The organism is Amycolatopsis sp. H20-H5 (assembly GCF_035828755.1).
GTDB lineage: Bacteria > Actinomycetota > Actinomycetes > Mycobacteriales > Pseudonocardiaceae > Amycolatopsis.
On sequence record NZ_JAYMZS010000021.1, the window covers coordinates 1 to 25,047 of the forward strand.

A 25,047-nucleotide genomic window follows, 5' to 3' on the forward strand; every position below is an offset into this window, starting at 1 on the left:
CGCAGAGTTACGGTGGTTATAGCGCCAGGGAAACGCCCGGTCCCATTCCGAACCCGGAAGCTAAGCCTGGTAGCGCCGATGGTACTGCAGTCGAAGGATTGTGGGAGAGTAGGACGCCGCCGAACACTAATTTAGATAGAAAGAGAAATAGCCCGGCCCTCGGTCGAGACCCTGCACAGGGCACTCCCGAAGGCCGGGCTATTTTTCGTGGTTCAGCGCGGGCGCACGGCGTACTTCAGGTGGGTGACACGCGAGCCTTGGATGACGACCGGGTCGTCGAACCGGTGGGGCGAGCGGGTCAGCTGCGCGAAGTAGGGGATTCCGGCACCCAGCACCACCGGCACCAGGCTGATGTGGACCTCGTCCAGCAGGCCGAGATCCAGCGCCTGCTGAGCGATGCTCGCGCTCGCGATGGTGACGTTCTTGTCCCCGGCGATCCCCTTGGCCTCGGTGATCCCCGCCGCCACGTCGGCGGCGAAGGTGGTCGACTTCCACTGCCCGGTGTCCTCGGGTGGACGGTGGGTCACCACGACCACCGGTGCACCCACCGGGTGGCTGTCGTCCCAGCCGTTCGTGAGGTCGAACAGGCGGCGGCCGCAGACCAGGGCGCCGGTGTTCGCGAGCATCTCACGGATCATTTCGGCGCTGTTTTCGTCGAGCTCGAACGACCAGCGGGCATCGCCGCTCGGCACGGTCACCTCCCCCGCGCTGTACCAGCCGAACAGTTCGCCGGCGCCATCCTGCGGGTCGGCGATGAAGCCGTCCAGCGACATCGTCATGTGGGAGCAGACCTTGCTCATCGTCGACCTTCTTCCGGTTGCTGGTGCCGTAATTTTTACTCCTGTCCTCGTCGAAGGTGGTGTTTCTGGAAGTGTTCTGTCGGTGGGCGCGGGTAGCGTTCTGTGCCGTGGACGCTCAGGAGCGCATTGAGGAACTCGCCGACCAGGTCGTGGTGCTGCGTGACGCCTACTACCGGGGTTCGCCGGTGGTGGCGGACGCGGAGTACGACGTGCTCGAGGACGAGCTGCGAGGGCTGATCGAGGCGAACCCGGAGCTGGCGCCCGAGCCGAATCCGCTGGAGCAGGTGGGTGCGCCGGCGGTACTGCACGCGCCGATCCGGCACTCGCGCCGGATGCTGTCGCTGGAGAAGGCGACCCGGCCCGAGCAGGTCACGGCGTTTTTCGGCCGGTTTCCCGGCCAGCCGGTGGTGGTCATGCCGAAGCTGGACGGACTGTCGCTGGCCGTCGTCTACGAGAACGGTCGGCTGGCACGAGCGATCACCCGCGGGGACGGCACCACCGGCGACGATGTGACGGTGCTGGTGCGGGCGCTGACCGACGGGATTCCGGAGCGGGTGGACGCGCCGGGCCGGGTGGAGGTGCGCGGCGAGGCGGTCATGCTGCGTTCCACCTTCGGCGCCTACAACACGGCGCACCCGGACAAGCCACTGATCAACCCGCGTAACGCCGCCGCGGGCACCTTGCGGGCCAAGGACCCGGCCACCGTCGCGGAACGGCGTCTGCGGTTCTTCGCGTTCGACCTGGACACCGATCCGGACAGCGCGGAGACCGATCTGGACCGTGCTCTTCGGTCATTCGGGTTCGCCGTCGCCGACATGCGGCACTGCGCGGACGCGGACGCGGCGCAGGCGGTGATCGCCACGATCGAGGCGCAGCGCCACGACCTGGACTACGACTTGGACGGTGCGGTGCTGCGGCTGGCGGACCGTGACGCCTACGCCGCCGCCGGGACCCGCTCGAGTTCACCGCGCGGGGCGCTGGCCTTCAAGTTCGCGGCGGAGGAGAAGACCACGGTGCTGTCCGAGGTGGTCTGGGATGTGGGCAAGACGGGCAAGATCGCCCCGGTCGCCTGGTTGGAGCCGGTGTTCGTGGGCGGGACGACGGTCACCCGCGCGACGCTCGCCAACCAGGAGGTGATCCGCGCCCGCGGCATCATGATCGGCGACACGGTGCTGGTGCGCCGCGCCGGCGATGTGATCCCGTTCGTCGCCGGGGTGCTCGACGCGTCGAAGCGCACGGGCACGGAGCGGGAGATCGTGCCGCCCGCCACGTGCCCGTCGTGTGAGCAGCCGTTGACCGAGCAGGGCAACAGCCGTGAACTGTTCTGCACCAACGTCGCCTGCCCGGCGCAGACAGTGCGGCGGCTGATCCACTGGGCGTCGCGGATGGCGGCGGACATCGACGCGATCGGCGGGGTGTGGATCGAACGGCTGGCCGAGGCGGCGATTCTGGAGCACCCGTCGGACTTCTATGGGCTGACGAAGGAGAGGCTGCTGGAGTTCGATCGCATCGGCGAGATTTCGGCCGCGCGCATGGTCGAGTCGATCGACGCGAGTCGTCAGGTCGGGCTGCGCCGGGCGTTGATCGGGCTCGCGATCCCGATGGCGTCGGAGGGCACCGCGGCGCGGTTGTGCCGGTCGGGATTCGGCTCGCTGGAACAGGTCGTGGAGGCGGGTGTCGAGGGGCTGGTGGCGGTGGAGGACATCGGGCCGAAGGTCGCCGCTTCGCTGATCGAGCACCTCACCCGGCTGCGGCCCGAACTGGAGCGGCTGCGGCAGCGCGGTGTGTCGCTGGACGTGCGGGAGGAGGACCTCCCGCCGGTCGTCGCGGCCGGTGCGCCACTGGCCGGGAAGACGGTGGTGGTCACCGGCGCGATCAGCGACCCGCGTTCCGGTGAGAAGGTCGCCCGCCCGGTCTTCCAGCGGTTGTGCGAGAAGGCCGGTGCGACCATCGCGTCTTCGGTCTCGGCGAGCACCGATCTGCTCATCACCGGCGCGGAGGTCGGGGCGAGCAAGCTCACCAAGGCGGAGAAGTTCGAGGTCGAGGTCGTCGACCAGAGCGAAATCTGGCAGCAGCTGATCGCAGCCGACGTCGTCTAGACAGCGGACTTCGGGAGCTGTTGTTTCACGCGGACCGAGGCAGGGTTCAAGGTCCGTCCGCAAGAGCTTGCTTCCTTCGCGCGCCGTAGCAGGTTGAGCAGTAGACGCAGCGTGCGATCGTGGTCTGCGGCGGCTTTCCCGCTCGCCGCGGCTGCGCCCGAACTGAGCGAATCGGCCGCCCATTGCCGGTCCTTTGTGGACCAGGTATTCGACGCAGGTCCCGCGATGGCCGGTATATCGAGCGGTCACTCGTCGTGGCTGACAACGGTGGTGACGCGCATCTTGGGCTCCCCGAGGGCCGGAACGCCGGTCTCCGTCCAGGCGGCGTCGCGGAGGTGTCGTACCGAGATTGTCACCTCGGTGCTGGTTGATTAATGGGGAAGACTCCTGTGTCAGTGAGTTCTCCTCATTCGTGAAATACCTCTTTCGTGTGTTGTGCGGGTTGCGTTATATGGGTTACGCGTTCTGGTTTCGCGAATGTGATAGAACATGACCAATGAAGCGATCTATCTCCTAGAAGAATGGCCTGCACAGTGAGGGTAGTAACAATCTTTCTTGTCTTGGCCGCGTTCGGCCTGGCAGCGTGCTCCTCGGAGCCCGCTGTCAAACCAGCGGCTCCGGCGTTGCCCGCCCTGCCGGACGATCTTGTGCATCAGCAAGTCACCTGGGGCGAATGCGACACGGACGGCCTGAAGGAAGACCAAGCTGACTGTGCGGTGATCTCCGCGCCGATGGATTACCGCAACCCTCAAGGCAAGCGGATCGACGTGGCGATCAGTCGAATCCGGGCCGCCGACCCGGCCAAACGCCATGGCATCCTGCTCACCAACCCGGGCGGCCCGGGAAGCGAAGGCCGGAGCCTGGCCAGCGCGTTGAAGAAGCAGCCCGCGCAGGACTATTACGATGTGATCGGCATGGATCCGCGTGGCGTGGGCAAGTCGACTCAGCTGCTGTGCGGCCCGTACCAGGAGGCAGCGGTCGGCAGCCGTCCCAGCGAGGCCGACTTTCCCAAGATCACCAAGGCTGCCGAGGAGGAAGAGGCCGCCTGCGTCAAAGCGGGCGGGGACTTCCGTCAGCACGTCACGACGATGAACACCGCGCGAGACCTGGACCTGATCCGTCAAGTCCTCGGCGAGCAGAAGATCAGCTTCCTCGGATTCTCCTATGGCACTTTCCTCGGCGCGATGTACGGCCAGCTGTTCCCGCGGAATCTGGACCGGATCGTGCTGGACTCGGCGATGGATCCCCGCAAGACCTGGAAGCTGGGTGAGGCCGCTGACGTCGCGGCCACCAAGGCGAACGTGGCGGCCTGGCAGTCGTGGGCCGCCGCCCGTGACAGCCGCTTCCACCTTGGCACTGATCCGCAGCAGATCCGGGCGACGATGGATCGCTTGGTGGCGGTGCCCGCCGACGACCAGGACGCGGCGACCAGGCTGTTCGACAAGGCAGTCGGTGGCGGCGCCCGCTATCGCGCGCATTGGGCGGACCTGGCCGCGACGCTGACCGCGTTGCTGCCCACTCTCAGCGGGAGCAAGCCCGCGGCGCAACCTGCCGGTTCGCTGGAATCGCTGTCCAAGCTTGACGATGAGCCCGACAGTTCGGTGCATCGGCAGGCCCGCGTGGGCGAGGACGCTGACTACCGCGACAAGGACGGCGACAAAGACGGTGACAAAGACGGTGACAAAGATAACGACAAGCCGAAGCCGGGCAACGGCACCATGCAGGCCATCCTCTGCGACTGGGCCTGGCCGAGCAACCCCGAGGACTACTACCCGGAGATGAAGCGGGTCGAGGCCGAGGTTCCGTTCGGCGACTCCGTCGGCCGGGTCGCGCCTTTCAACTGCGCGTTCTCCCACGGCCGGGACCCGATGGTCGAGATCGGGCCACGGCAGTACGGCGGCGGTCTGGTCGTCCAAGCAGAAGGTGACACCCAGACCGCCTATGCCGACGGCGCGGCCGCGGCCGATTACCTCGGTATGTCGCTGATCACCGTGACCAACAGCGGCATTCATGGCCATTACAACTCGACCGGCAACGCTTGCGTGGACGACGCGGTCAACGCTTATCTGATCACCGGGTCACTATCCGGTAAGCGCACCAGTTGCGCGGCGGCCAAGGACATCGCACCTGACGTCCCCTCCGGCAACTGAGTCGTTCAGGGAGCCGGGGGTGTTGCGCAGTGGGTTTGCCCGGGGCAGCTGCGCAGCAGTTTCACGCGGGGTGGCTGGGTGATCGTCGTGGGCGGGGTGTGGGCGCCGTGGGGCCATTGCACCGAGATAGCGATGGAGGAGGAGTTGTTTTCGTAGTTGCTTTCCAGGAGGGTGTGGTCGGCGTTGACGGTGTTGACGACGTCGTATGTCCCTGAGGGGACCGACGTGATGTCGAGCCACTGGAAGTCGACGTCGTAGGTGTAGTCGTCGCCACGTCCGACTGAGATTCCCTCGACGACCTTCAGCGCGTCCGGATTGTGCATGCTGCACATGTTCCCGGCCAGCCCCTGCCCCAGCAGCCCTTGTGGAGTGTTGTCGTTGCGCACCGCGTGGGGGAGGGTGTCGGCGTCGGCGGTGTGATAGCGGTCGCCCAGGCAGAAACCGTTCTTGCGGTCGGCCGCCACGACGCCGCCACCCGGCGCGCGTAGTTCGAAATGCTCGAAGCCCATGAGGTGCCAGTGCTGGTGCATCTTCGCGGGCTCGTAGTAGGTCGAGTTCGCCGTCGGCCGCTGGGCGGCCTGGAACGAGTCGGGAATCGGCCCGTCCACTCCGGTCTGGAACGCCTGACGGACCTCCATTGTTGGCCGGTCCGTGCTGTCACGCTGCCCGAAGAGCAGCAGTGGGCCGTCGCCGATGTTGTCCTCCGAGGTGGTGAAGCGCAAGCGCACGGCCTGCACCGTCCCCCCGTTGACGCATCTGCCGTTCGGGGCGGACGCGTCTCGGACCATGCAGACGTCCCAGTCGTTACACCGCGCGGGATTGCCGCCGTACCCGCCGGGGCAGCCCACGGGTGCCTGCCGAAGATCGGGCAGGAGAGGGCCGTCGGCGGCGGCGGAGGCCGCGGGCGTCATCGCTATCGCGAGTACCGCGGCCAGCGTCGCTGCCGACCGTGTGCTGATCGTCTTCATCGTCCCCACTTCGCCGGGTTCCAGTGGACGGGACGAACCTAGCCGCCGGTCCGCCGTATCGGCCCGCGCGTGTTCCGTAATACCCGAATGAGCGATCAGATGGACCCGAATGCCAGCACCGAGACATCAGCCGGTAACCGTTCACGACGTCGACGTGGCCAGTGTCTTGATCTCAACAGAATCGTCATCGCGGCGGTGTGCATTTCGCGCGTTACGGTGGGAAGAATTTCAATGTGGAGACAATGAATGGCCGTCAGTTGCCCGGGACTGCCCAGTCGGCCGGGAGGCCCGACTGCTTGAGCAGGTCGGCGAGGTTGTAGTAGTCGGCATTGGTGACGATGCGCTCGCCCCGCAACTTCATGATGGTGGTGGCGGGCACGGCGAACGGCTTGGTGGCACCGGGCATCATGCCGGAGAAGGTCCACTGGATGGCGATTTGGTTGTCGCCGCGGAAGAATGACGAGACCTTCACCCTGGCGTTCTTGATAGCGGAGTGGGTCTTGGTCACCCACTGGCCGATCTCGGCCTGGCCGTGCCATGTCGCACCGAAGGCGAGGTCGGTATAGGTGGCGTCGCGGGTGAACAGCGCGGCCATCGCGTCCGGCCGGTTCTCGCTCCACGCCGATTCCCACGTGGTGACGATGGCCCGCGTGTGCTGCTGGGTTCCGTGACCGGCGTCGGCGGACACCGTCGACGAAGACGTGGCCTCGACCCCGGCGTTCGCGGGGGCGGCCAGCATGACCATGGCGACTCCGGCACTCGCCACCGCGACCGCCAGTGTGCCCTTTGTCCAGTTCCAGTTCATGGCTGCTCCCTCGTTCGACCTGCCGGTTAACTTTACGAGTGTTAACTTACACGATCGATAAACGGGTGTAAAGTGATCTGGGTGACGACTTCGAAAGCTCGAGCCCGCAACAAGCGCGGCGAGGGCGCCCTGCTGCGCGACGACATCGTGGACGGCGCCACGCGGCTCCTCGATGGCGGTACGGAACAGAGCGTGACGCTGCGCGCGGTGGCCAGGGAGGTCGGGATCTCGGCTCCGGCCATCTATCAGCACTTTCCCGACCGTGACTCGATCCTGCTCGCTGTCGCGCAACTCGCCTTCGCGGAGCTCGGTCACGAGCTCCGCGCTGTCGGGGACCACGCTGACCCGGCCGAGAACCTGCGGGCGGTCTGCACGGCTTACCTGGTGTTCGCCCAGCAGCGGCCCAACCGCTACCGGATCCTGTTCGGTGGTGTCTGGGACGCCAGCAAGGCCCTCGAGCGCGCTCCCGCCCTGACCGACGACCTCACGGCGCTCGGGATGGAGACCTTCCACGTCCTGCGGCAAGCCGTCGCGGCCTGCGTCGAAAAGGGCCGCTCAACCAGCTCCGATCCACAGGCCGACGCGGCGGCGCTGTGGGTCGCGCTCCACGGATTCGCCCAACTCCAAGTCGCGGCACCCCTGTTCCCGTGGCCGCCGGACCTGCAGTCGTCCCTCATCACACGACTGGCGTTACTGCGTGACTGAGGCGGGCACGGACACTCGCCTGAGCGCCCGCGCCCGCCGCTGCCAGAGCCGCGTTGTCTGGAGTCGGTTCCGCGCAGAGTGCCAACGCCGAGCAGTGTCAGCGGAACGCGGCGATGTTGCGGGTGGCCCAGTCCGCGAAAGTGCGCGGGGCACGGCCGAGGACACTCTGGACGTCCGGGCTGACGCGCAGTTCGGCCGGGCTCGGCGAGCCGATGATGTCCAGGGTGTCGTCGGCGAGTTCCGACGGCATGCGCTGGCTCATGGCGGCCTTGGCCTCGTCGCGGGTGAGGCCGTGAAACCGCACTGGCGAGCCCAGCGCGGCGGCGATGGACTCCGCCTGCTGGCGCGGTGTGATCACCGCCGGGCCGGTCAGCTCGTACACGCTGCCGGTGTGCCGGTCGTCCTGCAGGCAGGCCGCCGCGACTTCGGCGATGTCCGCCGGATCGATGATCGGCACCCCGACGTCGCCGAAGGGCGCGGCGATGAGCTGCTGCGCGCGGACGGACTCGGCCCACCACAGGGCGTTGGAGGCGAAACCGCCCGGTCGCAGGATGGCCCAGTCCAGGCCGGACCCCCGCAGCGCGTCCTCCACCGCGTGCATCCCGATTCGCGTCGGGCCGTGCGGCCTGGTCGCCACGGCCAGCGAGGTTTGCAGAACGATCCGGCGTACCCCACTGGCCGCGGCCTGGCCGATGACGTCGGCCGGGGTGGCCCCGGCGGCGTGCATGTCGCCGGGCAGTAGCAGGTACAACGCCTTCGCCCCGGCCAGCGCGGGTTCAAGGCTGGCGGGCTCGGCCAGATCGGCCACCACGTGGCGGACGCCGTCCGGCGTCGCCGTCGCGTGCCGCGACACCGTCGTCACCTCCTGGCCCGCTTGGGCCAGCGCCCGCGTCAACGGTCGGCCCACATTGCCGGTAGCCCCGGTCACCACGATCATGTTTAGCTCCTTGTCCGATGTCCTTTGTGGTCATGACGCTAGGAGTCGGGCTAACTCTTGGTAAGGACATACCTTGAGGTAAGCTCAATACGTGGCGGGAGGTACGCAGTTCACGCGGGCCGAGGCGGCGGAGCGGTATGAGGTGTTTCACACCGACTGCCCCGCGCGCGACGTGGTCGACCATGTCACCAGCAAGTGGGGCGTCTGGGTGCTGATCTCGTTGCGGAACAACGACCTTCGGTTCCACGAGCTGCGCAAGAGCATCCAGGGCATCAGCGAGAAGATGCTCGCCCAAACCCTGCGCGCGCTGGTCCAAGACGGCCTGATCTGGCGGGAGGTTGAGCCGACGGCACCGCCCCAGGTCACCTACGGCCTGACCGAGTTCGGTCAAGACCTCGGCAAGCCTCTGACGGAACTGTTCGACCGGATCACGCAGCGACTGTCGTAGCGCGGCGCTGGCGTGAAGAAAGCCAAATCCGTAGATTCGGAGAGTGGTAGTGGCTGTCATAGCATGAGGATTATCCTTGTGCCTGTCGCCCAGATCTGTATTGTCCATTTGGGACTTATCTAATTCGTCGTGGTGACGACTTCGCCAGTGGCCGGGCAGGGTGATTTGCTCTTTGGCCGCTCGCTGGCCTTATTCGGAGAAGCCGAACAGGTAGCGAGGTGGTTTGTGGAGCAGACAAAAGCGGGGCCAGGGTGCAGGCTTTCGCCGGTCCGCAGGGCGGCTGTTTTCCTGACCGTGGCTTGCTGGGTGGCTTCCTGCTCGGGCGCGGGACAGGTCGCTCCGTCCGTACCCCCGGCCAGCGGCGCGGTGGCGCTCGAGACGTTGCCGGAGTCGACCACCTTCACCAGTCTCACCGGCGTCTCGATCGATTCCGTCACAGGAACGGACGCCGGGACCGTTGTGGTGCATCCCGTGGAAGAACTCCCAGTGTATAACGAGTATGGGGGTCGTCCCATCGCTCGATTGCCCGCACAGCAGGTCGGTAGCCCCACCTGGCTACCGGTGCTGGCCGCGCGCGGCGAGTGGGTGCGGGTGCTTCTTCCCTCGCGGCCTAACGGGTCGACCGGCTGGCTCAACACCGCTGGGGGCAAGGTCGACCGTGCCCGGAACTCCTACCGGGTCGATGTCGACCGCGACGGGTACAGCCTCCGGGTGGTGAACAACGGCACCGCTGAAGCCAGTTGGAAGGTGGGTATCGGAAAGGAGAAGTATCCGACGCCCGTCGGAAATTTCTTCATTCTCGCCTCGGTTCGGGAGACGGTAAACAAGTACAGTCCGTTGGTCCTCCCCCTCAGTGCGCATTCCGAATCGCACGAAACGTTCGCGGGTGGTCCCGGGACGGTCGCGATCCATACGTGGCCCACGGACGACCACCTCGGTAAGCAGGACAGTGATGGCTGTATCCGGGTTTCGAAGGACGCCTTGGATCGGCTGGTCAAACTGCCACTAGGCACTTTGGTCAGCGTGCGGTGATCCCCGCCGCGCGTGTAGTTCTCTTGGTGAAAGGAAATCCCTTGTCCGGAAGAAAAAGTGTGCAGGTGGCCATGGGGGCGATGGTCCTCGCGATACCGCTCGCGCTGGCCGGCACGGCCAACGCAAGTGGCGGCCCGCACGGGGCGGCTTTCGCGCTGCAGGCACGGGGTGCGGTGAACTACGGCCCCATCTCGGCGGTCGATAGCGCGTCAGGGCCAGCTAAGAAGTCCATGCAGGAGTATCGGGCGCCTGATGGTTCGCTCGTCGCGGGTGTCCTGAACGCCGAGGCCGGCCCAGGCTGGGCGAAGTCCAGCTTGGCCGACTTGCGGCTGAAGTTGCAGGCCTACGGCGGCGGTTCCGGCAATTCGGAGCTGGAAGCCTCGGTCCTGAGTTCGTCCTGCTCGGGCGGCAGCGGGGAAGCCCACCTCGCCGACTTCAAGTGGGGCGACAAGCGGGAGGGTTACGCTCCGCCGCCCAACACCGGTATCTCGATCCCTGGGTATGTCTCCGTGTTGCTGAACAAGCAGACGAGGAACGCCGACGGCTCGTTGACTGTCGTCGCGCTTTCGGTGAAGGTCGACGGCCACCAGAGCCTGGACATCGCATCGTCGACCTGCTCCTGCCCGGAACCGACGGCGACACCTACGCCGTCGCCGACGTCTCCCTCGTCACCACCGGCGACGAGCCCGCCCACCAGTTCGGCGCCGTCGCCGTCCTCGCCGAACGAGAGTCCGGCCGGGCCGTTGCCGGAGGCGCCGACGCCGGTGCCGGTGGCCGGTCACCTGCCCGTCACCGGTTGAGGCTTTCAATCCTGCGTGGACTGCCTGACCGCCTGGATTACCAAATGAGCTGCGAACGGGCAGGGCGACCTTCGGTCAGCCCTGCCCGTTCGGCTCGGTAGGGAATCGGTTTTCACCGCACGGGAGCGCCGACAAGTGACTAGGAAGGTTGACAAGAGACGCGCCTACCTGGGGGGTGTAGTGCGCGCCTCTTGCCCCCCTGAAAGCCACGCCGCCCCCAATGGGGAGGGGAAGGTCAGCGGGCCCGACCAGCAGGCGGATGAGCTGGGGTAGAGCGTATCCGCTAGCTCGTCGGAAATGAGATTAGCAGCGCGCAGAAAGAACAGCTTAAAGATCGTTAAAACCCGGGGTCTTCTGGAACAATGGGTATTCGGCGATAAGCGGCGCCGGGTTGAATCGCCGAAGTGAAGGCAGCACGGTGTCGAATGCCCTTCCTGTCGGTGGCACCGGAGCCCGGCCGCTGAGGGGACGGGGTGGGTGCCGCCGGGCGGGTAGTCCCGCGGCCGGGTTGCGGCGCGGCCGGTGGTGTCACATGTGGCCTGTTGTATTGCATCACAGTGGGTTCCCGCAGGACGAGCAGCCATGCCAGCGTCCAGGTGAGGGCGAACAGCAGGAGAGCCAGCCGGAGCCGGAGCACCCTTGACCAGCAGGGCAGCTGCACCTCGTCCGCGTCCTCGGGTAGGAAGACCCGGGTGGCGGCCACCCGGGCCGGTGCGGCGCCGAGGCCCAGCCAACGTCCGCGGCCCGGTGACGCTCCTGTTCGCCGCAGCCGGGCGACGGTCCGGAGGAGCCTTTCCCGCTCTGCCTTCATCCAGCGCATCACGCGATGGGCGGCGGCTACTGAGGTTTCCGTTGGGCCGACGTCTTCGTCAGCCGGGGTCAGGAGAAGGACCGGGGAATCGGTCGCACGCTGGGGTTCGCGCTGGGTGATCACGGGCGAAGGAGACCGCGCCGCGGAATTGGTCGTGGTGCCCGGTCTTGCCCGATCGGTTGGTGGACCGGCCGCTGCCCACCACGCCCTCTCGCCCGCGGCTGTTTCGTCGATGCGGCCGACGAGACGTAATGTGGAGCGGCGGGAGTCGCCGCCGTGCCGTTGACCGGTCCGCGCACCCGCCAGCCGGCGAATCGGGTCCGGGCCCGCGGTGGGGTCCGGGCTGGTGCCGTCGTCTGCCCAGGGAACTATCGTCAGCCTGAACGACTTGCCGCTCTTCTCCTCCCCTGCCGCGGACTGCCGGTCTTCGCGGATGGCGTCGCCGGGATCCTGCTGGTTCGCTGTTCGCCGCACGCCGCCGAACCGTCGGCAACACTCGGGGGCCGCCGGTCGCCCCGCGTCGTGAGCCTGCCGCGAGAAGGCAGCAGAATCGGCAGGCCAACCGGCGCCCGGCCCGCGTGTCGCGAGGTCGGAGACGGAGGCCGCCCGTCGAAATGACGCCAGGGGAACGACGGTGCCGAGTTCCTCGTGCTTCAAGGTGCTCCTAGCGAAGGAAGGCTGCCCGGCGCCGGGCAGCGGGTCGAACGTCTTCCCCAGCGACCGGGTGGTCCGGTGCTGTCCACGGCCAGACGAGTCGGGCGTGACAGGCGTGGCTGAGCCGCACCGCCAGGGCCCGCGTCGGCATCCCTGCCGTTCGATGGCCATCCGGCCAGGTTGCCTCTTCTGGGTCACGCTTCCCCCTTGCTCCGGACCGGTGCGGCGACCGACCTTCCAGGAAGGACCGGCCGCTGAGTCGAACCGTCATGGGACTCACCTTCCGAACCGGTGCGCTGTGCTCGGCCACGGGTGCGGCGGTTGCTCGATCCCGGCCGTGCGGGCGGTTTCCGAGAGTGAGCCCGGCAGTTTCTCTTCGGGGCCGGGCTCACCCTCGGTCGTTCCGTCGCTCAGACTCCGCTGGCGGTCAAGGCGCCCGATGCGGCGTGACCGTCGGCTCCCGCGTCACCGTTGACGCCGTTACCGGAGTTGGCCTGCCGGGTGTCACCGGCTTCTGAGGCCTGCGCGCACTTGCGTCCACGCTTGCCGGTGGGCTTGCTGGGGTGTGTCGCCTGACCCGACCCGGTGTCCCAGGTCGGGGTCGCCGTCTTTCCGCCTGGCGTCGCCGCCGACGGGCAGGGCTTGTGCGGACGCGGCTGGGGCACCGGCTGGGTGGGTGCCGCGACGGGCGGAACGGGCTGGCTCACCGGCGGGACAGGCTGGGAGATCGGTGGGACCGGGCACGGGCAGGGCTTGACCGGCGGCACGGGCTGGGCCACGGGCGGAGCGGGCACGCCGACCGGCGGACAGGGCTTGACCGGCTTGGGGTGGTGGACAGGGCACGGTTTGTGTACCGGCGGCTTGTGGTGAACCGGCGGGTTGGGGTGTGGCGGCCGCGGTGTGGGTGTGGGGTGCGGGGCAGGCTGCGGTGTGGGCGCGGGTGCGGGCACCGGGTGCGGCAGCGGGACCGGGGGGACGGGGCTGGGCTGCTCCGGCGGGGTCGGGCACGGGTGCTGCACTGGCGGCGTCGGCTTTTCCGGCGGGCACGTGCACGGCGCGGGCTTCGGCTTCGGCGGCTTCGGTGACGAGACCGGCGGTGTGGGCTTCGGCGGCTGGGTGGGCTCGCACGGGTTTGCGGGCGGGCAAGTGTGTTTCGGCGGCTTGTGCGTCGCCGGGGGTGTCGGGGCCGGGCAGGCACAAGGGTTCTTGTGTACCGGGCCGCCCTGGCAACCGCCGAGTGCCCAGTCGGTCCACGAGCGGGCGAGTGACGGGATGATGCTCAGGTCGGGGATCTGCGAGCACAGGTCACCGGAAAGGCCGGGGGCCTTCTTCCCGAGCCCCAGTTCGCCGGGGCCGGGGACCAGCTTGTCGAGCAGTTGCGTCGAGGCCGACACGCCCGCACTGGCCTGGACATGGCCTGCGGTGGCCGACGCGCCCGCGGTGCCTGAGGCGGAAACCTCGGCCTGGCCGCGTGCGCTGGTGCTGCCGCCGGTGCCCGCTGTTCCCTTCGCGCCCGCTTTGGCGGCCGGAGCGGAGGCGCGGGCGGATCCCTTTGCCGAGTTGGACTTTCGGGTGTCGGCGCCGCCCTTTGCGGACTGGCTCGCCGCGGCGGGTTTGCCAGCCCGATCGGGGGTGCTGCCGGTGGCGCCACCCCCGATCGGACCGGCGGTGTCGCCGGTCGCCGGGTCCCACCCTGAGGTGCGGGCCGAGTGGATCGCGTCCGCCGTTTTCTGGTGGGTCCCGGCCGTCGCCGAACTCGCGGTGGCGGGGGAGCCGGCGTCCATGGTGGTCGCACCGGCGTCGTGGACCGCACCGGACAGCAACCAACTGCCGAGCGCGAGGCCGCCGATGGCGGCGCTCCGCTGCAGGACGGAGGTTCGCCGGTTGGTCGAATCGGGAGAGGGAACCATCAACGGGTTCTCTCGTACCGAGCGGGTCGTGCGCTGCGTAGGCATGTCATTTCTCCAGATCACGGGTAAACCGGATACGGCCGGAGCCGACCGGAGGTAGTGGCAATCGGGGGAGCGTGACGCGCCGGATTCAGCGCCAACAGCTCGAAAGAAAATCTACTTTCATGGAGCGGTATCGCGAGTTCTACAGCGACGAACACTGGCCCGGGTGGGAACCTGACGTGGGGCCTCACGGCACCACCGGTGACTTCCCGGCAAAGGCGTTCCTGGTGGAAGAAATACCACCTTCCCGCACGATGAAAGGCGACTTTCGAGGTGGCCGGTGCGGCACAGGTGGACAGTGCGGCGTGGCTTTTACCTGTCGAGTCCAGGTCAAGATACGAGCTGAGTCGCCGATCGTCAATACGAAGGGCCGCAGAGGCGGTGATTACCTGGGCGAACAGGGTTGACGCTTTCCACCTGATAGGCCTAACGTGAACTGTATCCGGCCCTTGGCCGGATGTCATGAACCGAGATGGCCGCCTCCACAAGGGACTACTGAGTACTCGCAGTCCGTGGGACAGACGACCTTCCTGATGTCGACACAGTCCATCGGGAGCATCTCTTCGTGGCGGTCCGGGCTGTGGTTCGCCCGGGTTGCGCCGCTGGTTTTTCGCGGCGTGGTGGATACCAGGTTCCCGTCGTTCCTGACCGGAATTCCTGCCCATCGAGGAGCCCACCGAATTCTCCGCGGCTACGCGGCTGAGGCCGGAACCCTCGATCAACACCAACCCTGGGTCACCCGGGATCTCGCTCATCGGACTTCCTTCCCGATCGGATCTCGCCCCGGCCCACTCCTGTGGAGGCGCACCTCATGCCCGTTAACAAGAAACCCGCCCGGCCGCAGTCGCCGCCGCGCCGCTCCGGAACGGCAGCCCGTTCCGCCGCCGGCACCGGACGCTCCGCCCGGCCCGGCAGCCGCGAAGAAGAGGTTCCGGGAACCACGTTCATCGACCGGTTCGGTGAACTCCCCGAGTCCGCCCGCGCCGCTCGCCCGGTCCGCCCCCGTCCGTCGGGTGACCGCGGCCGCCGTGCCGCGAAGCCGAGTGGAGCGAAGTTCTGGCAGTCCCGATCCCGGCGCCCGTTGCGCGTCGGCATCGTCGGACTCAGTCTCTATACGGTCGCCATCGCGTCGGCCTCGGCGCTACTCGCCGCTCAGCTCGGTGACCTCTTCGGCAGCCAGGACGAGACGACGATCGCCAACGCGCAGCAGATCAGCAGCCCCGCCCCGCCGACGTCCTCGCCGCCGCCGAGCTCGCCCGCCAAGGGTGCGCAGCCGACGTCCCCGGTGCCGTCGAAGCCGTCCGCTGCCCCGGTGGCGCCGGCCAAGCCCGCGGGTGACAAGCCGCCGAAGACCCCGGCCGCACCGTCGTCCGCGGCCGGTGACGACGCCTGGGCCAAGCTCGCGAAATGCGAGAGCAGTGGCCGGTGGCACGTCAACACTCACAACGGCTACTTCGGTGGGCTGCAGATCTCGCCGTCGACCTGGCGGTCGTTCGGTGGCACGGCCTACGCCCGCTCCGCTGACCTGGCAACCCCCGAACAGCAGAAGGCGGTCGGCCGGAAGATCCTCAAGACACAGGGTGCCAAGGCCTGGCCCACCTGCCTCGCCAAAGGCAAGGCGGGCGTCCCGCGCTCAGCGCTCCCGGGCATGCTCGGTACCCCGGTCCCCGCGCCCGGCAAGGACACGACACCCGCACCGGTGAAGGACGCCACACCCGCTCCGGTCAAGGCCGTCGCGCCCAAGCCGGTCACCCCGAAGCCTCCCGCCAAGCCCGTATCTGCCAAGCCGGTGCCTGCCAAGCCGATCTGCAAGCCCTGCAGCCCGGTTCCCGCGCCGCCGACGACTCCGGTTCCCGCTCCGCCGACCACCCCGGTCCCGGCGCCGCCCGCACCGAAGCCGACGGTCCCGCCGTGCTCGTGCGTGCCCCCGGTCGTGTCTCCGCCGGTGCTTCAGCCGCCGGATCTGCCCGACCAGCCCTGCGAGCACGACGCCCGTCCGGCGCACAAATCCTCGCTTGGCGACGTAATCCGTGATGCCGCCAAGTCCGCGTTGCGGGGCCCGTCGCTTGGCGCCGGGTGCGGAGAGCGGCCAGTCGGTGCCGACGGTCCGGTCACCCGGCTCTCGTGCCCCCGCAGTGACACACAGGGCGACGGCGTGACCGACCAGCATCGGGTCCAACCCGGCTGAGTGAGTACGGCCTCGGCAGGTTGTTTCGATCCGGTTGGCAGGCTGAGTGAATACGGCCTCGGGCTGCCTTCCTTCTTGGCGCTCTCCCTGTCGCCACTGATGGTGTGACGGCCCGCCCGCGCACGTCCCGTTCCAGCCCCACTGTTGAGTTGTCGCCGTCTTCGCCCACCTGCCCACGTTGGCCGGTAGGTGTCGTTGGCGTGCCCTTCATTCACCCCCTCCCCCTCGCGTGCCGCCGTCGGCAATGGTCCCTGAAGGCCACCATGACGGCGTTAGACGCCGTCATGGTGGCCTTCAGGGACAGTTCGGGAGTGCGGTGCCGGGGGCCGCGGGGGGGGTGTGTGGGTCAGGCGATCCGCACGATCGCGACTATGTGCTTCGGCATGGGATGGATCGAGACCCGCTGCCCGAAGTCGGGCGCTTCGATCACCTTGCCGTCACCCAGTGCCAGCGACACGTGGCGTCCGCCATTGCTGATGATCAGGTCACCGGGTAGTGCCGTGCTGACCCTTTTCCCGGCGTTCGCCTGCATGCTCGCCTTGTGCGGAAGGCTCTTCCCCGCCGCGCGGTACGCGCTCATCGTCAGGCCGGAGCAGTCGAATCCAGTGGGCCCGGCGCCGCCCCATACGTACGGCCTTCCGAGTTGCGCGAGCGCGAACCGGATGGCGATCTGGGCCGCTCCTGAGCCGCCGGAACCGGGATCCGGGACCGGCTGCGGACGTGGTTTCGGCGCGGGGGGCTGCGGCTTCGGAGCCGGCGTGGGTACGGGGGCAGGGGCGGGCGCGGGAACCGGAATGGCCGGGAGCGTGTTCCCGGCGGGCACGGCCGGTGCCGGTGCCGCCGGTGTGACGGGCGCCTTGGCGACTCGCGGCGCCGCGATGGCGGCGGGGGCGGGGGTGGGGTGTGCGGGCTTGGACGAAGCCGCGGCGACCTTGTTCGTCAGCAGTACTGAGCCGGCCATGAGCAGGAGCGTGTAGCCGACGAATCCGGTCACCTTGAGCACGACGGTGACCGGGCTGCTCGGCTGGGAAGGACCGGGGCCGAACATCGACCACGGCCATGACCGGGCCTCCGGCGAACCGGGCCGGGGTAGTGCCGTGACGTTGCGGATGGGCATCGCTGGAACCTCCGAGAGGGAAGGCGCGCGGACGTGGAGGAAACCCTCGAACTTCGTCGGCGCGAACCGAATTGCCACAGGATGGGCGGGTAACCCGGCGTTCTCACGAGTCAACGACTGTCCGCCCGCGCCACGTCGATCCGGTCCAGTGGAGTCTGCACAGTGGGCCAGAAATCCGTGCCGACGCGGCGATTCAGCGGCGTCACGGTGGTGGCTGGTCTGCTTCGGAGTCGAGCTCCGGAGCCGGACATCAAGGTCACGGTAGGCCCGCCACGGTGACCGGTCAAGAGTTCCGGCTGGTTAGCCTTGACGGGCGGTGCGGCGGGACCTACCGTGGTTTCGGCGCACTGTGAGGCTTTGCCTCCGAGGTGCGGGCCATGGCAGACGTCGGACGCTGGGTTTCGCGTCGAGGCGAGCAGCCCGGCACCGAGCAGTTCGCGCGCCGGCCCCGCTGGGTTTCGCGGCACGGTCGAGAGTCTCCTTTCTCAGTCCAGGTGGTCTTCGTGCGGTTACCCGCATCCGGGAGCACCTTCACCTCATCCTCGATCCGAACCGACAGAAGGACTTCGCGATGCCCAGGAGGAAGCGGGCCCACCGTCCGGACGTGGCGAGCAACCCGGTCTCCCCGCCCGCACGGGTCACCGACCCGGCCGAGATCCCGAGTCAGCCAGGGCCGTCGTGGCGGTTGCCCTCCATCGACGAGATCGAGCGCCAGGGTTCGCGGTACGCCGACTCGCTCCAGTACCACGAGCGACCTCACGAAGCCGAGTCCGCGTCCGTGCCCGCTCCCGTCCGCAGGCGACCGGCGTCCCGGTCCCGTGCCGCCAGGCGGCGCCGCCGCGCGGTTTTGCCCACCAGGGTGGCGGCCGTGCTCGCCGTGCTGGGTCTCGCCGGCTGGCTGGGCGGCGTCGTGTTCCTCCAGTGGCTTTCGCCGCCGGACGAACCGGGGCCGTCGACGACGAACGCCGTCAGCAGCACGCCGACAGCGCCGCGGCCGACAACTCCGGTCGCGCCCACCCCCACACCTGCCGCACCGCCGGTGGCGCCCGAACCGGTGGAGCCCCCGGCGCCGTCGCAGCCGCCAGCCCCGTCGACGCCGCCACCGGTGAAGCACCATCCCGCGAAGCCGAAGAAGGTTCCCGCCGCGCCTCCGGAAGCCGGAGAGCCGTCGCAGGCGCCCGGTGGGCTGCTCGACGGGGTGCTGTCCGGATGGGTACCCGGCAGCTACTCATGGACATTCGCGGACTCGGACAGGCGGGACCTGAGCGCGCTGTCACTCGACTCCTTGCCGGTCCATGCCGACCTGACCGAGGTGACGAGTGCGCTGCGGGACGTGCTGTCGCCGTCGGTTTCCCTGCTGAACCACTCCGCGGGCAGCGGGCACGCACACCGCCCGCACCACGGACCGGCCGCGGCCAACGAGGACGTCGTGTCCGCCATCGGGTACTGGGGCTTGGGCGGCTATCTTCTCGGCCAGTAATGCCGCGCGTCCGCACACTCACCCTGCTCGGGGTGCGCTGGGGCGTTCAGGCCGGGAAACGAAAGAGGAGCGTCGGTGAGCGTGCGTTCACACTCACCGACGCCCCGCGCCACGCCAACCGGCTGGCCGGTTCGCGCCTGTTCCGATGCCGGAGGGCATGAGAATCGGAACCTCGGCCGCGGGACGAGCTGCGTCCCGCGGACTTAGTCTACGTTCGTTGCGACATTCCACCTTAACAACTCCCAAATTGTGAATCCGTTTTCATCGACGGATTTTGGGACTTCTTAAGTTCCCCCGTCAGCTATTTTGGTACTTCTTTACCAGGTGTCGATCTGGGTGGACGACAATATGGCCTGTTCTTCTTTCTGTACGACCGGGGATTTAAGGAGTTCAACCGTGACCACGCCAGAGCTTCTGTGTGTGTTGCCCGGGTGTGACGAGCTCATTGAGCCCACTGAAGACACCCGGATGCAGCGGAAGTACTGTTGCGCCGCGCATCGGATCGCCGCGCGCAGGCTGCGGCAGGAGGTGCGCGCCGACGTCGCCGTCGCAGACGTCCTCGACCGCGTCCTCGACGACGTCCTTGATGACATAGTTGTCGGAAACGCCGTCGAAGACGCCGTCGAAAACGTGCTCGCGGAGGCTCGCGAATCGGAAGCCGTCGCGCCGGTCGCGGCCTTCGCCGAGCCCGGCAAGTTCGTCAAGGTCCCGCTGATCTGGCGGAACGGTTCCACCGGGGGAATGACGACACTGCTGCTGGACCGGCACAAAGCCATACCCGCCGCCGGTCGCGTGCCTTCGCCAGCCCCGCGGCTTGAGGACGTCCCCGAGGAAGCTGCTTCAGCGCCCGCGCACGCGGCTTCGGTCACCGGGAATCTCACCGCGGCCACCATGCGTAATGTCACCGCCGCGACGTCGTGGGCGAAGCGCGCCGTCTGCCGGGTCCGTATCTCCTACCTGTCCCTCGAGCCCCGTGCGCGGTGGACGGTCACCGTCGTGATGTCGGGGATCCTGATCGGCGGCGCCGGTGCGTGGGCCGCCGCGATGACCTACCAGCAGGACGCGCCCGTCCAGTCCGCCGCCCGGCAGGACACCACGCTGCGCACCGCGCCGCCAGGGATGAGCCAGTGGACGGACCGGGCGCGCGCGGTGCTGCTGTCGATCCGCACCCAGGTCGGGGAGATCAACCCCGCGAAGGTGGCTTGGAGCTCTGTGCCGGAAGGCAAGCGGACCGGGGAACTCGCCGCCAAGTACGCCGAGCTGCAGAAACAGGAGGCCGAGCTGCTGCAGAAGGAGAAGCAGCTTCAGAGCGCGCTCGGCAACACCGAGCACTTCACCGCCACGACCGTGAACCTGTCCGACACCGAGGCGGAGTCGGCTTCGTTGAGCCAGGCGGCCGCCGTCGGGGTCAAGATCCCACGCGGTGACGCGGTCCCGATCGACGGGACGGCGGACCAGATCCGGACCCTCGAAGACCGCTGCACCGCGCTGCAGCGGGAGCTGGCCGGGCTGCACCCGGTGCTGGTCTCGGCGATGGCCGCGCCGCTGCCGGGCTCGAACGACGGGACGATCGACCTGGTCAACGCGGTGATCCGGCTGGCGCAGCAAGCGAGCGCCCCCGAGGTGACGCCGCCGTCACCCGACGTCCGCGCCGAGGCTGCCGCGCCGCAGGTGAAGGTGAAGGCTTCGGGCAAGCGGACGGGGTCGTCCCAGCAGCAGCAGCCTGCTGTGGACACGAGGGCATTCGCCGAAGGTCTCATCAACAAGGTGCTGACCGGCGTGGGGTTCGGCTAGGGGAAGGGCGTTCGTGGTGACTGAAGCCAAGGACAACGGGCGGCGGGGTCGCCGGGGGGACACCTCGGCGGACCATCTTCAGCGGCTTCGGGCGAACAAGGCGAAGCTCGACGCCGACAAGGTCGAGCGTGAGCAGCGTGAGGAAGCCGCGATGGCCAAACTCGCCGAGTCATGGTCACGGATCGAGTCGCTGGAGAACGACGGCGAGAAGCGCGTCGCCGAGTTGCAGGCCCAGATCAAACAGGTGCGCGCGGAGTCCGTGGTCAGGGTCGAACGGATCCGGGCCGAGCAGGCGGCCGCGCTGGTCGAGTTGCACAAGGCCGGTCGCACGGCCGATGAAGTGGCTGTGCTCGCCGAGTTGCCCAAGGACCGGGTGCGGCGGATCCTGCGCTCCGCGGCGAAGTCGGACTCGTCGTCCGAGCAGGTCGTCGGCGAGAAGCGCCCGCCCGCACCGGCCGTCGAGCCGCCGGAACGGAACAACGGACGGACGACCGTCGAAGAGGCTTCAGCCGGTCTGTTGCCGGTGCCCGGCCGCGTCGGCCGTTGAGCGTTGTTCGCGGTGGCCATCCTGGGGGATGGAAAAACTATCAGTTGTCTGTGGTCACCCGTTTGCCGCACAATGCTTAAGACGGGTTGTTCAGTCGGCGGGTAAGCCACCGCTTCGGTGAACTTCCGTGCATATCCGGTCGTGACCAGTTCGGCCGATGCCGTGTGAAGCCCGGCGTCTGCTGTTCCGCTCCCGTCCACAGTGGATGCTGTCGTTGCGCTTCCCTGGTGCCGCTTCCTGGCTGAGACGGTAGGTGACCGTCCGAACGCGCTTCGCGCTGAATGTGCCGGATGCGTTCGGGTGTTACGTTCGGTCATCGACACCGGCCCGTGAGCGAATCTTGCTGCAGACTTCAACCAATCTGTACCCGTCTGGGTGACGCCCTCCTCGAAAGTGTCACGCTCGACTCCGTTCAGTCGCATGATCATGTCTACACTTCCGGTCGTTTCGTGCGTATTATTTTTTGTTGGGTGATTGCCGTGTGGTTTGGGGTTCTGGGGACACTCGCTGTGCTGGATGGTGAGCGGTCGTGTGCGCCGACCGCCGCCAAGCCTCGGGCGCTGCTCGCCCTCCTGCTCGCGCATGGCGGCCAGGTGGTGCCCGTGCACCGGCTGATCATGGACCTGTGGGACGGGGAGCCGCCGCCGACCGCCAACACCGCGCTGCAGGTGTACGTCCACCAGACGAGGCGACTGCTCATGCCCGGCCGGGGCGGCCGGGACGCCGCACAGCCGCTGAAGCTGGTGGCGGCCGGATACCGGCTCGACCTCACCGGGCACACCTGCGACGTGGTCGAGTTCGACCAGCTGGCCAAGGCCGGGATGGACCAGTTGCACCACGGCGACGCGGAGTCCGCTTCCGCGACGCTGCGCCGTGCGCTGGAGTTGTGGCGTGGCCCGGCCTTCGCCGACGTCGATGTCCAGTCGGTCAAGCAGGACCACGCGGGCGCGATGGAGCGGCTGCGCGCGACCGCGCTGCTCGGCCGGATCGACGCGGACCTCCAGCTCGACCGCTATGCCGACCTCGTCCCGGAGCTGACCAAGCTCGTGGCGTCGAACCCGCTGAACGAGCGTCTCGCCGAACGGCTGATGACCGCGCTCGCCGGTTCGGGTCGCCAGGTGGACGCGCTCGAGCTGTACCGCGATGTCCGGCGGCAGGTCCGGTCGCAGTCCGGCACCGAACCGTCGGCGGGGCTGCGCCGCTTGCAGCACGCCATCCTCAGCCAGGACTTCGGCCGGTCGGCTCCCGTCGCGCCCACGTCCAGGATTGAGGCCGGGCAGTTGCCGCTGGACACTCCCGGGTTCACCGGCCGCGAGGCCGCGCTGGACCAGCTGCGCGACCTGCTCACGGCCGACCCGTCGGGGTCGCGGGTCTGCCTGGTCGGCGGCCTGGCGGGCGTCGGCAAGACCGCGCTCGCCGTGCACGCCGCGCACGAACTCGCTCCCCAGTTCCCCGACGGGAGGCTGTATGCCGACCTCCGCGGGTTCGACGACTGCCCGGCGGATCCGGCCGACGTGCTGGCCACTTGGCTGGAGGCGCTCGGCAGGGGACGTCGTTCGCTCGCCGAAGACCTCGAGGGACGCAGCCGGCAGTTCCGCACCGCGATCGCGGGACGGCGACTCCTGTTCGTCATCGACAACGCCGCGTGCGAGGCGCAGGTCCGGCCGCTGCTGCCCAGCGCGGCAGGCTGCGCCACGGTGGTGACGAGCCGACGGCCGCTCGTCGGCCTCGAAGGCGTCGACCGGGTGCAGCTCGACGTACCGGGGCCCGCCGAGGCGCTGCGAATGTTCACCGAGATCCTCGGCGCGGGCCGGACCGGGGCGGAGCCGGGCGCGGCGGCGTCGATTGTGGCCGCCTGTGGGCGGCTGCCGCTCGCCGTCAGGATCGCGGCGACCCGCCTGGCCGCGTCCCCGGACCGAAGCCTGGGGGAGTTCGCGGACCAGCTGGCGGCCAGTTTCGACATGCTCAGCGAGCTGTCCGCCGGGGAGCTGCAGGTCAGGGCGGCGTTCGCGGCCAGCTATCAGGCTTGCTCGGAACGTGAGCGACGCGCCTTCCGCCGGTTGAGCCAGGTGTCGGCGCCGCACTTCCCTTCCTGGGTGGTGGCGGCGGCCGTCGACGTCGACCAGCGCGACGGCGAGCAGCTGGTCGAGAGCCTGGTCGAGATGCACCTGCTGCGGGTGATCCGGCGCGACGAAGCCGGGCAGCTCCGGTACGGCTTCCACGATCTGGTCAAGGTGTACGCCGAAGAAAAGCTGTACCTCGAGGAGCCCGCGGCGGATCGCCGTGCGGTCATCCGGCGGATCGTCGAGGGCTACAACACGCTGGTCGGCCGGGCGGAGGCCGTGGTCAGTCCGGCGCGGCGGCCGCATCGCCTGACCGGGCGGCCTGAGTGGGACCCGGCTGAGCACGGCCTGCCCGCCTTCGACGAACGCGACCTGGTGTCCTGGCTGGAAACCGAGGCCGAGTGCCTCGTCGCCGCGATCCAGGACGCGGGCCGGGCGGGCTTACCGGAGGTGGTGCTCCAGCTCGCCGACAGGCTGGTCTGGTTCTTCGAGCTGCGGGGCGACTGGGACCGGTGGGGCCGGGTGCTCACCCAGGCCGAGCAGGCCGCCGAACGGCTCGGGGACGGCAGGTCCACCGCCATCACCCGGCAGATGGCGGGCAGGCTGGCCTGGAACCGGAACCAGGTGCGGGAGACGCTGCGGAACCTGCACCACGCCCGCCGGATCTGGGCGGCACTGGACGAGCAGGAGCCCTTGGCGCAGATCTCGCTGAAGCTCGCGATCGTGCACCTGCACTGGGGTTCCGCTTGCCGCACCGCGGCGCTCCTGGACCGGTGTACGCCCACTTTCCTGGTACGCAGCGACCTCGCGTCCCAGGCCGCGGTGTGCTACGTCCGCGGTGCCCTGGAGTACGACCGGGGCGAGTACGCGAGCGCCGCCGAGAGTTTCGAACGGTCCGCGCACCTGTTCGGCATCGTGGGCGACCGGCGTACCCGGGCGGAGATGCTGGTCAAGCTGGCCAAGGCCCGGCAGCGTGGGGGCGAGTTCCAAGCCGCCGAAGGACAGTACAAGGAAGGGCTGGAGGTCTTCCGGTACTTCCGGGACAGACGGCTGGAGAGCTGGGCGCTGAGTCAGCTGGCGCAGATCCACCGCCTCGACGGGCGGCTGGACGAAGCCACCGCCGAACTGGCCGAGGCGAAGGTCCTCTGCCAGCAGATCGGCGATCCCCGGCTGGCCGCCCACATCCTGTCCGGCCTCGGTGAACTCAGCCGTGACCGTGGTTACCCCGAGGAAGCCGCGGACTGGCTCAGGCAGGCGCTGCGTAAGGCGGAACTCGCCGCGGACCCGCGGGGGGCGGCGCGGATCCGCTGTGTGCTCGCCGAAATCCAGCGGACGGCGGGCGACTTCGAGGATGCGGCCGCGGGTTTCCGCGGCGCCGTAGCGGCCTTCGGTGACCTGGGGCTGCTGCGCTGGCAGGCGCGTGCGCTCGAAGGGCTCGGGCACGTGCTGTCGGATCAGGGGCTGCGGTGCCAGGCCGTTCCGGTGTGGCGGAACGCGCTGGTCATCCTGCGTCAGCTGTCCGCGCCGGACGCCGGTGAACTTGCCGCGCTCATCGCCGGCCCCCCTCGGCCGACGAGCGATGTCGCCTGACGGAAATCTTCGACGGAAAACGGCGAAGGCCCCGAAACCCGTCAGGCGACATCTTGACACTCGACTTTCTCCCCGAATCGAGTGTATGCCGAACCGGGGGTCACGCC

At 68.6% G+C, this 25,047-nt stretch carries 18 protein-coding genes and 1 rRNA gene; 12 read left to right on the forward strand and 7 right to left on the reverse strand.

Annotated elements, in window-relative coordinates; translation table 11 throughout:
* Positions 1-8 precede the first annotated feature (8 nt).
* Positions 9-125 (forward strand): 5S ribosomal RNA (gene rrf / locus QMK34_RS14945).
* A gap of 87 nt (positions 126-212) precedes the next feature.
* Here the strand turns inward: rrf and QMK34_RS14950 are convergent.
* Entirely contained in the window at positions 213-800 is a 588-nt protein-coding gene (locus tag QMK34_RS14950) for a dihydrofolate reductase family protein (RefSeq protein WP_326414539.1), read from the reverse strand.
* 107 nt (positions 801-907) lie between these two features.
* Here QMK34_RS14950 and ligA point away from each other — a divergent pair, with 107 nt between their 5' ends.
* Both ligA and QMK34_RS14960 read left to right on the forward strand, forming a co-directional pair.
* Positions 908-2,899 carry an NAD-dependent DNA ligase LigA gene (gene ligA / locus QMK34_RS14955; protein ID WP_326414540.1) on the forward strand — a complete coding sequence of 664 codons (1,992 nt, stop codon included), beginning with the start codon at positions 908-910 and terminating at the stop codon, positions 2,897-2,899.
* Between the two features lie 623 nt (positions 2,900-3,522).
* A complete protein-coding gene (locus QMK34_RS14960) occupies positions 3,523-5,049 on the forward strand; it encodes an alpha/beta fold hydrolase (RefSeq protein WP_326414541.1) in 1,527 nt (508 codons plus the stop codon).
* Positions 5,050-5,054: 5 nt separating this feature from the next.
* Here QMK34_RS14960 and QMK34_RS14965 read toward each other — a convergent pair whose 3' ends face one another.
* Both QMK34_RS14965 and QMK34_RS14970 read right to left on the reverse strand, forming a co-directional pair.
* Positions 5,055-6,017, reverse strand: coding sequence for a lysyl oxidase family protein (locus QMK34_RS14965; RefSeq protein ID WP_326414542.1), 963 nt, complete (start codon positions 6,015-6,017; stop codon positions 5,055-5,057).
* Between the two features lie 253 nt (positions 6,018-6,270).
* Complete coding sequence (locus QMK34_RS14970; RefSeq protein ID WP_326414543.1) at positions 6,271-6,822, reverse strand: nuclear transport factor 2 family protein; 552 nt, start codon at positions 6,820-6,822, stop codon at positions 6,271-6,273.
* 81 nt (positions 6,823-6,903) lie between these two features.
* On the opposite strand from QMK34_RS14970, the gene QMK34_RS14975 reads away from it, so the two are divergent.
* The gene (locus tag QMK34_RS14975) at positions 6,904-7,527 is read left to right on the forward strand and encodes a TetR/AcrR family transcriptional regulator (protein WP_326414544.1); all 624 of its coding nucleotides are present in this window, start codon (positions 6,904-6,906) and stop codon (positions 7,525-7,527) included.
* A gap of 97 nt (positions 7,528-7,624) precedes the next feature.
* Here QMK34_RS14975 and QMK34_RS14980 read toward each other — a convergent pair whose 3' ends face one another.
* Positions 7,625-8,464: an SDR family oxidoreductase gene (locus QMK34_RS14980; protein ID WP_326414545.1), complete on the reverse strand. Its 840-nt coding sequence runs from the start codon at positions 8,462-8,464 to the stop codon at positions 7,625-7,627.
* 91 nt (positions 8,465-8,555) lie between these two features.
* On the opposite strand from QMK34_RS14980, the gene QMK34_RS14985 reads away from it, so the two are divergent.
* The 3 genes from QMK34_RS14985 (at position 8,556) to QMK34_RS14995 (ending at position 10,744) form a co-directional block, all read left to right on the forward strand.
* Complete coding sequence (locus QMK34_RS14985) at positions 8,556-8,912, forward strand: winged helix-turn-helix transcriptional regulator (protein ID WP_326414546.1); 357 nt, start codon at positions 8,556-8,558, stop codon at positions 8,910-8,912.
* 129 nt (positions 8,913-9,041) lie between these two features.
* Entirely contained in the window at positions 9,042-9,944 is a 903-nt protein-coding gene (locus QMK34_RS14990) for a L,D-transpeptidase (protein WP_326414547.1), read from the forward strand.
* Positions 9,945-9,985: 41 nt separating this feature from the next.
* On the forward strand, positions 9,986-10,744 hold the full coding sequence (locus QMK34_RS14995; protein WP_326414549.1) for a choice-of-anchor P family protein: 759 nt from the start codon (positions 9,986-9,988) through the stop codon (positions 10,742-10,744).
* Positions 10,745-11,081: 337 nt separating this feature from the next.
* Here the strand turns inward: QMK34_RS14995 and QMK34_RS15000 are convergent, their stop codons facing one another.
* Both QMK34_RS15000 and QMK34_RS15005 read right to left on the reverse strand, forming a co-directional pair.
* Complete coding sequence (locus QMK34_RS15000; protein ID WP_326414550.1) at positions 11,082-12,029, reverse strand: hypothetical protein; 948 nt, start codon at positions 12,027-12,029, stop codon at positions 11,082-11,084.
* 590 nt (positions 12,030-12,619) lie between these two features.
* Positions 12,620-14,164 (reverse strand): hypothetical protein, encoded by a 1,545-nt coding sequence (locus QMK34_RS15005; RefSeq protein ID WP_326414551.1) that lies wholly within the window; start codon positions 14,162-14,164, stop codon positions 12,620-12,622.
* A gap of 808 nt (positions 14,165-14,972) precedes the next feature.
* Between QMK34_RS15005 and QMK34_RS15010 the strand changes: the two genes are divergently transcribed.
* Complete coding sequence (locus QMK34_RS15010) at positions 14,973-16,349, forward strand: transglycosylase family protein (RefSeq protein WP_326414553.1); 1,377 nt, start codon at positions 14,973-14,975, stop codon at positions 16,347-16,349.
* Between the two features lie 346 nt (positions 16,350-16,695).
* On the opposite strand, the gene QMK34_RS15015 is transcribed toward QMK34_RS15010, so the two are convergent.
* Positions 16,696-17,466, reverse strand: a complete 771-nt coding sequence (locus QMK34_RS15015; protein WP_326414555.1) for a C40 family peptidase — start codon at positions 17,464-17,466, stop codon at positions 16,696-16,698.
* 571 nt (positions 17,467-18,037) lie between these two features.
* Here QMK34_RS15015 and QMK34_RS15020 point away from each other — a divergent pair.
* From QMK34_RS15020 to QMK34_RS15035, 4 genes are all read left to right on the forward strand, one after another.
* Positions 18,038-18,946 carry a hypothetical protein gene (locus QMK34_RS15020; RefSeq protein ID WP_326414556.1) on the forward strand — a complete coding sequence of 303 codons (909 nt, stop codon included), beginning with the start codon at positions 18,038-18,040 and terminating at the stop codon, positions 18,944-18,946.
* A 396-nt stretch (positions 18,947-19,342) separates the two neighbouring features.
* Positions 19,343-20,740 carry a hypothetical protein gene (locus QMK34_RS15025; protein WP_326414557.1) on the forward strand — a complete coding sequence of 466 codons (1,398 nt, stop codon included), beginning with the start codon at positions 19,343-19,345 and terminating at the stop codon, positions 20,738-20,740.
* A 16-nt stretch (positions 20,741-20,756) separates the two neighbouring features.
* A complete protein-coding gene (locus tag QMK34_RS15030; RefSeq protein WP_326414558.1) occupies positions 20,757-21,287 on the forward strand; it encodes a hypothetical protein in 531 nt (176 codons plus the stop codon).
* 509 nt (positions 21,288-21,796) lie between these two features.
* Positions 21,797-24,940: an AfsR/SARP family transcriptional regulator gene (locus QMK34_RS15035; protein ID WP_326414559.1), complete on the forward strand. Its 3,144-nt coding sequence runs from the start codon at positions 21,797-21,799 to the stop codon at positions 24,938-24,940.
* Positions 24,941-25,047 lie beyond the last annotated feature (107 nt).